This window comes from Arthrobacter sp. zg-Y40 (assembly GCF_020731535.1).
Lineage (GTDB): Bacteria > Actinomycetota > Actinomycetes > Actinomycetales > Micrococcaceae > Arthrobacter_B.
Map to the genome: position 1 here is coordinate 260,489 of NZ_JAJFZS010000008.1, position 11,571 is coordinate 272,059.

Here is an 11,571-nt window from a genome sequence, read left to right on the forward strand (position 1 = left end):
TGCCTGCAACCGGGAACTTTTTTGTCCCCGGCCGGGCAGCACTTGCACGCAACAAGAGGAAGGGCCGTCTGTGAGTTCGCAGGACCGAACCAGCAGCCGACGCGCCAGGATCTTAAAGATCTCAGCCGTAACGTCGGCCGGCGCGTTGTTTTTATCGGGGTGTTCATCGGAAGTCCAAAAGGGCTGGCTGCCTACGGACCGCGACACCACTAACCACACCGGCCGCATCATGGACCTTTGGGTCAACTCATGGATTGCTGCCCTGGCTGTAGGTATCCTCACCTGGGCATTGATCCTGTGGTGCATGGTCGCTTACCGCCGGCGCAAGAATGAGACCGGATACCCCCGCCAGCTCAGCTACAACCTGCCGCTGGAAATCTTCTACACGGCGGTTCCGCTGTTCATGGTTTTGGTGCTGTTCTACTTCACCAACCAGGACATCCAGGCGATCAACGAGCGCAGTGATGATCCCGACGTCGTCGTAGACGTCCGCGCCAAGCAGTGGTCCTGGGACTTCAACTACGTCAACGAAGACAAGTACTACCAGGGCACCCAGGTTAACCTGGACGGCCAGGAAGTCTCTGCCGACGAGTTCCCGACACTGGTACTGCCCGTCGACAAGACGATCGAACTGCAGCTGAACACCCGCGACGTCCAGCACTCCTTCTGGGTGCCTGCGTTCCTGCAGAAGATGGACATCTACCCGGGCCGCACCAACGTCATCACCTTGGAAACCGGCAAGACCGGAACCTTTGACGGCAAGTGCGCCGAGCTCTGCGGCGAGTACCACTCCGAAATGCTCTTCAACGTAGAGGTCCTCAGCGAAGACGACTACAACGACTACGTTGCCACCTTGCCCGACGGCCAGGTGACCGGCGAGTACGACCGCCAGTACAACTCAGAATCAAGCGAAGTTAGGAGGTAGGAGGACGCTATGACTACTCTCGAATACACTTCGGAAGATTCCGGCACCAGGGTTGCACCCCGCGTAGTACCCGTCTCCAAGGGACGAATCGTCGTCAACTGGATCACCTCCACTGACCACAAGACGATCGGGTACATGTACCTGATTGCCTCATTTATTTTCTTCTGCCTCGCAGGCGTGATGGCCCTGGTCATCCGTGCGGAGCTCTTTGAGCCGGGTATGCAGATCCTGCAGACCAAGGACCAGTACAACCAGCTGTTCACGATGCACGGCACCGTGATGCTCCTGATGTTCGCCACGCCGCTGTTCTCGGGCTTTGCGAACGTCATCATGCCCCTTCAGATCGGTGCCCCCGACGTCGCCTTCCCGCGGCTGAACGCACTGGCCTTCTGGTTCTTCCTGCTGGGCAGCAGCATCGCAGTGGCCGGGTTCATCACCCCGCAGGGTGCCGCATCCTTCGGCTGGTTCGCCTACACCCCGCTGTCGAGCACGACATTCTCTCCCGGCGTCGGCGGTGACCTCTGGGTCTTCGGCCTGGCACTGTCCGGTTTCGGCACCATCCTCGGTGCGGTCAACTTCATCACCACCATCATCTGCATGCGTGCCCCGGGCATGACCATGTGGCGTATGCCGATCTTCACCTGGAACACGCTGGTTACGGCCATCCTGGTTCTCATGGCCTTCCCGCCGCTGGCAGCAGCCCTGTTCGCCCTCGGTGCAGACCGCCGGTTCGGGGCGCACATCTTCGATCCGGAGCGCGGCGGTGCCATCCTGTGGCAGCACCTGTTCTGGTTCTTCGGCCACCCCGAGGTGTACATCATCGCCCTGCCGTTCTTCGGCATCGTGTCCGAAGTCTTCCCGGTCTTCAGCCGCAAGCCGATCTTCGGCTACAAGGGCCTGGTTTACGCAACCATCGCCATTGCTGCACTGTCGGTGACCGTCTGGGCGCACCACATGTATGTGACCGGCGCAGTTATGCTGCCGTTCTTCGCATTCATGACAATGCTGATTGCCGTGCCTACCGGCGTGAAGTTCTTCAACTGGATTGGCACCATGTGGCGGGGATCGATCACGTTCGAAACCCCCATGCTTTGGAGCATCGGCTTCCTGATCACCTTCCTCTTCGGCGGTCTGACCGGCATCATCCTGTCCTCCCCGCCGCTGGACTTCCACGTCTCGGACACCTACTTCGTAGTTGCCCACTTCCACTACGTGGTCTTCGGCACCGTGGTATTCGCGATGTTCGCCGGCTTCTACTTCTGGTGGCCTAAGTTCACCGGAAAGATGCTCAACGAGCGTCTGGGCAAGATCCACTTCTGGCTCCTGTTCGTCGGCTTCCACGGCACCTTCCTCATCCAGCACTGGCTGGGCGTCATTGGTATGCCGCGCCGCTATGCCGACTACCTGGTGGAGGATAACTTCACGGCCATGAACCAGTTCTCCACCATTGCCTCCTTCGTCCTGGGCGCCTCGATGATCCCGTTCTTCTGGAACGTGTACATCACCTGGCGCCACGGCAAGAAGGTTGAAGTGGATGATCCGTGGGGCTTCGGCGGATCCCTCGAGTGGGCTACGTCCTGCCCGCCGCCGCGCCACAACTTCACCTCGCTGCCCCGCATCCGTTCGGAGCGTCCGGCCCTGGACCTGCACCACCCCGAACTGCAGCAGCACGTTACCGACGAATCAGCTGCGGCCAAGGTCTTCGGCCCCGGTGACCGGAAGGAAAAGGTCAAATGAAGGTAGAGACTAAACTCTTCAGCTACCTGACACCGTTCTTCCTGGTTGTCGGCGTGATCTACGGCTACATGGTGGAGTGGACGGAACCCGTTGGTTACCTCGCCCTCTTCCTGACGGCAGCTATGTCGGGCATGATCGCCTTCTACATCGGCTTCACCGGCCGCCGCGTGGGTCCCCGCCCGGAGGATCGGCTCGACGCCGAAATCCATGAGGGATCCGGCGAGCAGGGCTTCTTCAGCCCGTGGAGCTGGTGGCCGCTGCTGCTGGGTATCTCCGCTGCCATCGGATTCCTCGGTATGGCAGTTGGCTGGTGGATCCTGTTCATCGGTGCCGGCCTTGCCGTCATTGCACTGGTTGGCTGGGTCTTCGAATACAGCCGCGGAAACCACGCCCACTAGGGCAGGTTTGAACACGGCAGCTTAGACAAGCAGCATCTCAGGGAGGATCCGCAGGAAACTGCGGGTCCTCCCTTTTTGCGTGCCTCCGGTGTGTAGGGTGCGGATATGGCTTCCCGACTTATGCTGCTTGATACCGCCTCCCTGTACTTCCGTGCCTTCCACGGCGTTCCGGACACCATCCGCCGGGCCGACGGAACCCCGGTGAATGCCGTGCGGGGACTGCTGGACATGATCGCCCGCCTGAGCACCGAGTATGGGCCGACCTACCTTGTGGCCTGCTGGGACAACAGCTGGCGCCCGGCGTGGCGGGTTGCCCTGCTGCCCGGGTACAAGGCCCAACGCGTGGCAGCCGCTTCCCCGGACGGGGACACTGAAACCGTGCCCGAGGGCCTGACCGCCCAGATTCCGATGATCCGGGAGATCCTTACAGTGGCAGGCATTGCCCTGGTGGGCGCCGATGACCACGAAGCCGACGACGTCATCGGCACCTACGCCCAGTTGGCAGGAATGCCGGTGGACGTGGTGACGGGCGACCGTGACTTGTTCCAGCTGGTCAGCGATGACCGGGAGGTACGGGTGCTCTATACGGCACGCGGGATGAAGAACCTCGAAGTTCTGACGGAGGCATCTGTGGTGGGCCGGTACCGGGTGCTGCCCAGCCAATACGCCGACTATGCGACGCTGCGCGGGGACGCTTCCGATGGGCTGCCCGGGGTGGCTGGGATCGGTGAAAAGACCGCGGCACAGCTGCTGGGGGAGTACGGAAGCCTGGACGGGCTGCTGGCGGCCGCGGCGGATCCGGGCAGCGGGCTGGCGGCACCGGTCCGTGCCAAGCTGGCCGCAGCGGGGGAGTACCTGCAGGCGGCGCCGGCCGTGGTGCATGTGGTGCGCGACCTTCCCGTTCCGGCGCTGGAGGCCGCTGGGGCGCGCCTGCATGCCCCTGGTCCGCAGGCCCGCGCGGAACTGGAACGGCTCGGCTCCGGCTGGAACCTGGGTGGATCCCTCAATCGGTTCCTGCACGCGCTGGCGGCCTATCCTGCGGAGCAGGGCGGGGGCACCTCCCGGTATCCTTAGACGGCACGTGTTTTCCCAGCCGAAGGGGCGGAGTAGAAGAATGCGGATAATTCTGGCCGGCCAGGGAGCTTCCCAGTGAGCAACCGCCGGCTTCTGCTGCTGACCGAATCCATCGATCCGGAAGCCGGCGTCGCCAAGCACATCCAGCTGCAGGCCATTCTCCGCCGGTTCGTGGAGGACCACGCCGGTGCGGGGGAGATCATCCCGTCCGAGCGGGAACTGGCGGAGCACTTCGCCGTCGCCCGTATGACCATCCGCCAGGCCGTAGACGCCCTCGTTGCCGACGGTCTCCTGGAACGCGTCGTGGGGCTGGGAACTTTCGTGGCACGCAAGAAGATGGACCTGCAGATCCAGCTGACCTCCTACTCCGAGGAAATGCACCGCCGCGGCATGGTTCCGGATGCCCATGTGCTCAGCTTCGAGCAGACCGGAGCGTCCCAGCTGGTGGCCCGTGAGCTGCAGATTGAACCCGGACAGCCGGTGGTGCGCTTCAGGCGCCAGCTGCTGGCCGACGGCGAACCCATGAGCGTGGACGAGAACTTCATTCCCGCCCACTACGTCCCGGGGATCCTCGAGGAGGAGGCTCCCACCTCGCTGTACAACATGCTGGGAGAACGGTACGGACTGGTGATGGAGTGGGGTGAGGACACCATCGAGGCCACTGCCGCATCAGCGTCCATTGCGCGGCTGCTGAATGTAGAACTGGGTGCACCGGTCCTGAAGATCCAGCGGCATGCCTATGTCTCCCGGGCGATGGTGGACTACTCCGTGTCCTACTACCGCGCAGACCGCTACAAGCTCTGGGTGCCGCTGCAGCGTCCCGGCGTACGCACCCCGCGCTCGTACCATCCCCGCCGCCTTCCGCGCGCCTAGGCCGCGGCACCACAATCCACAGCAGGAAGAGGAACACCGCAATGATAACCATCAGGATGTACAAGCGCGACGAAGCAGGAGTCCTGCACTTTCGTGAAGCGCTTTACGAGGAGGACGAAGGGCAGCTTATGCTGACCTCCGGGCCCGTGGGCCATGAAGGCAAAGCCAAGGTTCAGGACGTGGCGCCAGAGGCAGCCGAGGGGCTCCTGCATGCGTTCGCAGTGGCCTCGGAAGAGGACGGCTATGCGGAACTGGAGCCGGAGCAGCAGCACTGGGTCATCGCCCAGTACGCGCTGAAGTCCGCCACCGGTACTGAGCGGGACCGGTACCTTGAGCACAAGGCCACCCAGGCTATCTCCTCCTACTTCCTCTGGCGCGGGCTGGGGGAAGTGGACCACAGCGAGTTCGCGCCGCGGAAGCTGAACATCTACTGCCTGGTTCCGGATGTGAACAAAGCCGTGGCCGGACTGAAGGTTGTGCTGCGGGACCCGCTGCTGGACTTCACCAAGCTCACCATCGGTTCCGCGCCGGTCGCCGATCCCGATCAGCTGCGCCGCCGGTACCCGCTGCCCTCCAAGGAGCCGTTCACTCTCTCCTGATTGCCAGCCGGAACATCGCAGAGATACAAGGAAGGCCCCGCCGGACATCCGGCGGGGCCTTCCTTTACGCTAAGCGCCTTGCGGCAGTTAGTGCTGTTCGATCGACTGCTGGTCGTCAGCCTTGGCTTCGACCTCGGCAGGCGACTCGTGGTGGTGCGCGTTTTCAAGCTCCGACGGCGTTACCGGGGCAACGCGGTCTTCGAAGAAGAAGCGCGAGAGCTTGGCCCGCCGCTTCTCCTTGCCGGAGACCTTGCCGTTGGCGCCCGGCTGGGCCGGCAGTGCCTTGTAGGACTCGAAGTCCACCAGGCGGTAGCGCTTGTACTCGTCCAGCGGCTCGTGGACCTCGATGTACTCGCCGTGCGGGAGACGGACAATGCGTCCGCTCTCCACGCCGTGGAGGACAATCTCGCGGTCCTTGCGCTGCAGCGCCAGGGCGATGCGGCGCGTGATGATGAACGCCAGGACCGGGCCAACGAAGAGCAGGACCCGCAGCCAGTAGGTCACGTCGTTCAGCGACACGTGGAAGTGCGTGGCGATGAGGTCGGAGCTGGCAGCTGCCCACATAACCGAGTAGAACGTGATGCCGGCGACGCCGACTGCCGTGCGGTACGGAGCGTTGCGCGGACGGTCGAGCAGGTTGTGCACCCGCTTGTCCTTGGTCAGCCACGCTTCGATCCAGGGCCAGGTGAACAGCAGTGTGAAGACCAGGCCTGCAGGCACCAGGGCCGGCAGCAGGACGTTCAGGGAGAGCGTGTTGTCGCCCCACGGGAACGGGATGACCCATTCGAAGGGGAACCCGCCGATGAAGCCGGGCATCAGGCGCAGGGCGCCGTCAACCCAACCGATGTACCAGTCAGGCTGGGTACCGGCGGACACGGGGGAGGGATCGTACGGGCCGTAGTTCCAGATCGGGTTGATCGTGAAGAAGCCCGCAATGATGGCGATGATGCCGAAGACGATGAAGAAGAATCCACCGGCCTTGGCAGCGTAGACCGGGCCCACCGGGTAACCGACAACATTGTTGTTGGTCCGGCCGGGTCCGCGGAACTGGGTGTGCTTGTGGATGACCACCATGAAGAGGTGGATCGCGATCATCAGCAGGATCAGGGCCGGCACCAGGAGGATATGCAGGACGTAAAGACGCCCGATGATATCCGTTCCCGGGAATTCGCCGCCGAACAGGAAGAAGCTGATGTAGGTGCCCACTACGGGAATCGACTTGATGACGCCGTCGATGATTCGCAGGCCGTTGCCGGAGAGCAGGTCATCGGGGAGGGAGTAGCCGGTGAAGCCGGCCGCGAGGGAGAGGATGAGCAGGACGCCGCCCACCACCCAGTTCAGTTCACGGGGCTTGCGGAACGCTCCGGTGAAGAACACGCGGAGCATGTGCACGGAGACGGCCGCTACGAAGAGCAGGGCCGACCAGTGGTGCACCTGGCGCATAAAGAGGCCGCCGCGGATATCGAAGGAGATATTCAGCGAGGACTCGTAGGCGACAGACATCTCCACGCCGTTGAGCGGAACGTAGCTGCCTTCGTAATGCGTCTCCGCCATGGACGGATCGAAGAAGAAGGTCAGGAACGTGCCGGTCAGCAGCAGGATGACGAAGCAGTACAGCGCAACTTCACCGAACATGAAGGACCAGTGGTCGGGGAAGACCTTGCGGCCGAACTCCTTGACCATGGCCGAGCCGCTGACCCGGGAGTCAACGAAGTTGGTGACGCGGCCAAGACGGGTCTTGGCTTCGTAAGGCGTAGCGGAGGGGACACTCACGGTTAACCACGCTCCCAGTAGCTCGGTCCGACAGGCTCTTTGAAGTCACTCTGAGCCTGCAGGTAGCCGTCTTTGTCGACCTTGATGGGCAGCTGCGGCAGTGCGTGGCCGGCCGGGCCGAAGATGACCTTGCATTCCTGCGTGACATCGAAGGTCGACTGGTGGCACGGGCACAGCAAATGGTGCGTCTGCTGCTCGTAGAGGGCCACGGGGCAGCCCACGTGGGTGCAGATCTTGGAGTAGGCGACGATGCCGTCTACGGCCCAGTCCTCGCGCCCGGGGGAGGGGTTGAGGTCTTCCGGGTTAAGGCGCATGAGCAGGACTACTGCCTTGGCCTTCTCTTCGAGCTTGTGCTCTTCCAGTTCCGTCAGGCCTTCGGGGATGACGTGGAACGCCGAGCCCAGGGTGACGTCGGAAGCCTTGATCCGGGTACCGCTGGGGTCCCGGGTCAGGTAGGTGTTCTCGTCCCACATGGTGTGGCGCAGGGTATTGCCGGGCAGCGGGCCGAGGTCGCGGAAGACCGCGATCGCCGGCAGCGGTGCCAGGACCATGGCGCCGAGGAGCGTGTTGCGGATCAGGGGACGGCGCTTGATGCCCGTCTCCTCGATGATGTCGCCCACCATCTTTTCGGCAATAACGCGGTCCTCTTCGGGACGGATCTCGTGGCGTTCTTCCACGATTTCGTGGTCCGGCATCAGGGTCTTGGCCCAGTGGACAATACCTACGCCGATGCCCAGCATGGCGAATGCCGTGCCCAGACCCAGCAGGATGTTCTGCAGCCGCAGCGTGGCGATGCTGGCATCATCCAGGTGGATGCTGAAGTACCCCACGAAAAATACGATCGTGCCAATGGCCGAGATGACGAACAGGCTTGCGACCTGCCGTTCGGCCCGCTTTTCGGCGCGGGGATTTGTGTCGGCTAGACGAGGGCGGTGCGGGGGAAGTCCCGGATTCTGGAACTTCTCCTCTTCTCCCTGGCCAGCCGTAGCGACGGTGCCCGAGGTGTTCGGACTGCCGTGACTATGGTCGCCCATGATCCCCCTCATCCTTCTCTTGAAACTGCATTTATAGACCTATGTGTAACTGTGATGTCACCCGTGGGGGTGAGCGCGGCGGGTGGTTAGGAAGACCGGGAGGTCAACCAAATAGTGAAAGCGATGATGATTCCCAGACCTGCGGTCCAGATGAACAGGCCTTCGGAAACCGGTCCCAGCGAGCCGAGCTGCGCTCCGCCGGGAGAGCCGTTGGCCTCGATGTTCTTCAGGAACGTGATGATGTCCTGCTTGTCTTCGGGCGTGATGTTCGTGTCGTTGAAGACAGGCATGTTCTGCGGGCCGGTGACCATGGCCTCGTAGATGTGCTTCTCGCTGACGCCCTCCAGGGACGGAGCGAACTTGCCGCGGGTCAGCGCACCGCCGGCGGCGGCAGCGTTGTGGCACATGGCGCAGTTGACGCGGAACAGCTCGCCGCCGTTGGCGGCAGCCTCTTCGTCGCTGGTGTCCGGTTCCAGGTACTCGGAGTCCGGAACGGAGGGACCGGCGCCGATGCTGGAGACGTAGGCGGCGAGGTCTGCCGTCTGCTCTTCATTGAACTGGACGGGCTTCTGCTGGGCCTGCGGGCCCTGCATGGCCATCGGCATGCGGCCGGTACCGACCTGGAAGTCAACCGACGCAGCGCCGACGCCCACCAGGGAGGGTCCGTTCTCGGATCCGGTGGCTTCGATGCCGTGGCACGTTGCGCAGTTGGCGACGAACAGCTTCTCGCCTTCGCTGACGTCATCGGCAGTGTAGGTGGTGGTCGCGGCCTGGGCCTGGTTGGCGCCGTTGGCTACGGCGTAGAGACCACCCGTAACGAGGAGTCCCAGCAGCAGCAGCGCTACTGCTGCGAGGGGATGACGCCGCCTTTGCGATAGTGCCTTCACTTCGTAGTTCCTAACTTATGTGGTCTTTGGGAAACAGGTGCCACTTTGAGGTATTTCTTGGGTGCGGTCCTCAAGCAGTGTTACTTGAGGAAGTAGATGATGACGAACAGGGCAATCCAGACCACATCAACGAAGTGCCAGTAGTACGAGGTGACGATCGCCGAGGTTGCTTCGAAGTGTCCGAAGCGCTTGGCGGCGTAGGCACGGCCGATGATGAAGAGGAACGCGATCAGGCCGCCGGTCACGTGCAGGCCGTGGAAACCGGTGGTCAGGTAGAACGCGGAACCGTAAGAGTTCGACGAGAGGGATACGCCTTCAGAAACCAGCGTCGCGTATTCGAAAGCCTGTACGGAGACGAAGATCGCTCCAAGTACGAAGGTCAGCAGGAACCACTCGGTCATGCCCCAGCGGGAAAGCTTCAGAAGCCCTCCGGTGCGGCGTGCCTGGAGTCGTTCTGCAGCGAAAACGCCGAACTGGCAGGTGAAGGAACTGGAAACAAGGATCACCGTGTTAACGAAAGCGAACGGGACGTTCAGCTTCTCCGTCTCCATGGCCCACAGTTCGCTCGAGGTGGAGCGAAGCGTGAAGTACATGGCGAACAGGGCAGCAAAGAACATCAGTTCACTGGAGAGCCACACCACGGTTCCTACGGAAACCATATTGGGGCGGTTCAGCGTGGGGTGAGCCGGGGTACTGGGGGCATGGGTCGCTGTTGTCACATAGACATTATGGCGGTAAAACCGCCTACTTCTCCAACAGATCAGGGCCAACGGCGCGTCCCCGGCGCGCACTGAAGCCCCGGATCCCTGTATTGGCGCGGAATCGGAGCTTCAGAAAGAAATCAGCAATTTCTACGAATCGTAGATAACCTAGGGGGTGTGACTACGAATCCGAGTTCGACATACACCTGGCCGGGCCTGATTACGGCGCTGATCGAGGGCAGGCACCTCACTACCGCGCAGACCCGCTGGGCGATGTCCGCGATCATGGCCGGCAACGCCACCGACTCCCAGATTGCGGGGTTCCTGGTGGCACTGCGCGCCAAGGGAGAGACGGTTGACGAACTCACCGGGCTGGTCGAGGCCATGCTGGCAAGCGCCCGGCCCATCGATATCCCGGGGGAGACCCTGGACATTGTCGGTACCGGCGGTGACCGCCATAACACTGTGAACATTTCCTCCATGGCGGCGCTGGTGTGCGCAGGGGCGGGCGCCAAGGTGGTCAAGCACGGCAACCGGGCGGCCTCGTCGGCGTCCGGTTCCGCCGACGTCATCGAGGCGCTGGGAGTCCGTCTTGACCTTCCCGTTGACCGGGTGGCGCGGGCCGCCATGGAAGCAGGCATCACGTTCTGCTTTGCGCAGGTCTTCCATCCGTCCATGCGCTTTGCCGCCGTACCGCGGCGTGAGATGGGCGTGGCCACCGCCTTCAATTTCATGGGTCCGCTGACCAATCCGTCCCGCCCCAGCGCCTCCGCGATCGGCGTGGCCGATGCACGGCTGGCACCCCTGATGGCCGGAGTATTGGCCCGGCGCGGCGTGCGCGCCCTGGTGTTCCGCGGCCAGGACGGTCTGGACGAGATGACCACCACGGGTATCTCGACCGTCTGGGAGGTCCGTAACGGGGCCGTGGAGGAGTCAGTGGTGGATCCCCTGGATCTCGGGATCAGCCGGGCCACGCTGGAGGACCTGCGGGGCGGTGACGCTGCGTCCAATGCAGCGGTGGTCCGCAGTGTGCTCGCCGGAGACAAGGGGCCGGTGCGCGACGCGGTGGTGCTGAACGCTGCAGCTGCCCTGGTGGCACTGGATGAAGACGCAGCCGGCCCGCTGCTGCACCGGCTGGCCCGCGGGCTGGAACGCGCCTGCGCCTCAATTGACAGCGGCGCGGCCCAAACCGCACTGGACCGCTGGGTGGCGGTAACGCAGTAGGGCCGCGCCGTGGTTCGGCGGGCGGGGGACAAGCGGGGGACCGGCGGGGAACAGGCCCGGATATTAGCTGTCGAAGCCCAGTGAGAACGCGGCGTCGAGGTCGTGTTTGGAGTAGGCCCGGAACGCGATCTGCGTGGTGGTTCCGATCACCCCGTCCACCTTGGACAGCCGGTTGGCAATGGCGTCGGCGAGGTCCTCGTGCCGTTGCACACGGGCAATGGCAATAAGGTCGCATTCGCCGGTGACGGAGTAGACCTCGCTGATGCCTTCGATCTCCGAGATTTCCTCGGCGCATTCCGGGATCCGGGCCGAGTCGGTCTGGATGAGTACAAAAGCTGTGATCATG

General features: G+C 63.1%; 12 protein-coding genes. 7 read left to right on the plus strand and 5 right to left on the minus strand.

What is annotated here, in order from left to right:
• Window positions 1–70 precede the first annotated feature (70 nt).
• The 6 genes from ctaC (at window position 71) to LJ754_RS08635 (ending at window position 5,606) form a co-directional block, all read left to right on the plus strand.
• On the plus strand, window positions 71–925 hold the full coding sequence (ctaC, locus tag LJ754_RS08610) for an aa3-type cytochrome oxidase subunit II (RefSeq protein WP_227911431.1): 855 nt from the start codon (window positions 71–73) through the stop codon (window positions 923–925).
• Window positions 926–934: 9 nt separating this feature from the next.
• Window positions 935–2,662, plus strand: a complete 1,728-nt coding sequence (ctaD, locus tag LJ754_RS08615) for an aa3-type cytochrome oxidase subunit I (RefSeq protein WP_227926256.1) — start codon at window positions 935–937, stop codon at window positions 2,660–2,662.
• A complete protein-coding gene (locus LJ754_RS08620) occupies window positions 2,659–3,060 on the plus strand; it encodes a cytochrome c oxidase subunit 4 (protein WP_227926257.1) in 402 nt (133 codons plus the stop codon). Before ctaD ends, LJ754_RS08620 begins: the two co-directional genes overlap by 4 nt.
• A 105-nt stretch (window positions 3,061–3,165) precedes the next feature.
• A complete protein-coding gene (locus LJ754_RS08625) occupies window positions 3,166–4,134 on the plus strand; it encodes a 5'-3' exonuclease (RefSeq protein WP_227926258.1) in 969 nt (322 codons plus the stop codon).
• A gap of 75 nt (window positions 4,135–4,209) precedes the next feature.
• Window positions 4,210–5,007 carry a GntR family transcriptional regulator gene (locus LJ754_RS08630; protein WP_442860318.1) on the plus strand — a complete coding sequence of 266 codons (798 nt, stop codon included), beginning with the start codon at window positions 4,210–4,212 and terminating at the stop codon, window positions 5,005–5,007.
• A gap of 41 nt (window positions 5,008–5,048) precedes the next feature.
• Window positions 5,049–5,606, plus strand: a complete 558-nt coding sequence (locus tag LJ754_RS08635; RefSeq protein WP_227926259.1) for a hypothetical protein — start codon at window positions 5,049–5,051, stop codon at window positions 5,604–5,606.
• Between the two features lie 87 nt (window positions 5,607–5,693).
• Here LJ754_RS08635 and qcrB read toward each other — a convergent pair whose 3' ends face one another.
• The 4 genes from qcrB to ctaE all read right to left on the minus strand — a co-directional run bounded on the left by qcrB (window position 5,694) and on the right by ctaE (window position 10,019).
• On the minus strand, window positions 5,694–7,379 hold the full coding sequence (gene qcrB / locus LJ754_RS08640) for a cytochrome bc1 complex cytochrome b subunit (RefSeq protein WP_227911426.1): 1,686 nt from the start codon (window positions 7,377–7,379) through the stop codon (window positions 5,694–5,696).
• 2 nt (window positions 7,380–7,381) lie between these two features.
• Window positions 7,382–8,413 carry a cytochrome bc1 complex Rieske iron-sulfur subunit gene (qcrA, locus tag LJ754_RS08645; RefSeq protein ID WP_227911425.1) on the minus strand — a complete coding sequence of 344 codons (1,032 nt, stop codon included), beginning with the start codon at window positions 8,411–8,413 and terminating at the stop codon, window positions 7,382–7,384.
• Window positions 8,414–8,499: 86 nt separating this feature from the next.
• Window positions 8,500–9,300 carry a cytochrome bc1 complex diheme cytochrome c subunit gene (gene qcrC / locus LJ754_RS08650; RefSeq protein WP_227926260.1) on the minus strand — a complete coding sequence of 267 codons (801 nt, stop codon included), beginning with the start codon at window positions 9,298–9,300 and terminating at the stop codon, window positions 8,500–8,502.
• Between the two features lie 80 nt (window positions 9,301–9,380).
• Window positions 9,381–10,019, minus strand: coding sequence for an aa3-type cytochrome oxidase subunit III (gene ctaE / locus LJ754_RS08655; RefSeq protein WP_227911423.1), 639 nt, complete (start codon window positions 10,017–10,019; stop codon window positions 9,381–9,383).
• A 159-nt stretch (window positions 10,020–10,178) separates the two neighbouring features.
• Here ctaE and trpD point away from each other — a divergent pair, with 159 nt between their 5' ends.
• Window positions 10,179–11,225, plus strand: coding sequence for an anthranilate phosphoribosyltransferase (trpD, locus tag LJ754_RS08660; protein WP_227926261.1), 1,047 nt, complete (start codon window positions 10,179–10,181; stop codon window positions 11,223–11,225).
• Window positions 11,226–11,288: 63 nt separating this feature from the next.
• On the opposite strand, the gene LJ754_RS08665 is transcribed toward trpD, so the two are convergent.
• A complete protein-coding gene (locus tag LJ754_RS08665) occupies window positions 11,289–11,570 on the minus strand; it encodes an Lrp/AsnC family transcriptional regulator (RefSeq protein ID WP_227911421.1) in 282 nt (93 codons plus the stop codon).
• Window position 11,571: the final 1 nt, after the last annotated feature.

Excerpts from the sequence above, each read along its gene's own strand:
- ctaD (WP_227926256.1), top strand. The coding sequence starts at position 935 with ATGACTACTCTCGAATACACTTCGGAAGATTCCGGCACCAGGGTTGCA.
- LJ754_RS08620 (WP_227926257.1), top strand. The coding sequence starts at position 2,659 with ATGAAGGTAGAGACTAAACTCTTCAGCTACCTGACACCGTTCTTCCTG.
- LJ754_RS08625 (WP_227926258.1), top strand. The coding sequence starts at position 3,166 with ATGGCTTCCCGACTTATGCTGCTTGATACCGCCTCCCTGTACTTCCGT.
- LJ754_RS08635 (WP_227926259.1), top strand. The coding sequence starts at position 5,049 with ATGATAACCATCAGGATGTACAAGCGCGACGAAGCAGGAGTCCTGCAC.
- qcrA (WP_227911425.1), bottom strand. The coding sequence starts at position 8,413 with ATGGGCGACCATAGTCACGGCAGTCCGAACACCTCGGGCACCGTCGCT.
- LJ754_RS08665 (WP_227911421.1), bottom strand. The coding sequence starts at position 11,570 with ATGATCACAGCTTTTGTACTCATCCAGACCGACTCGGCCCGGATCCCG.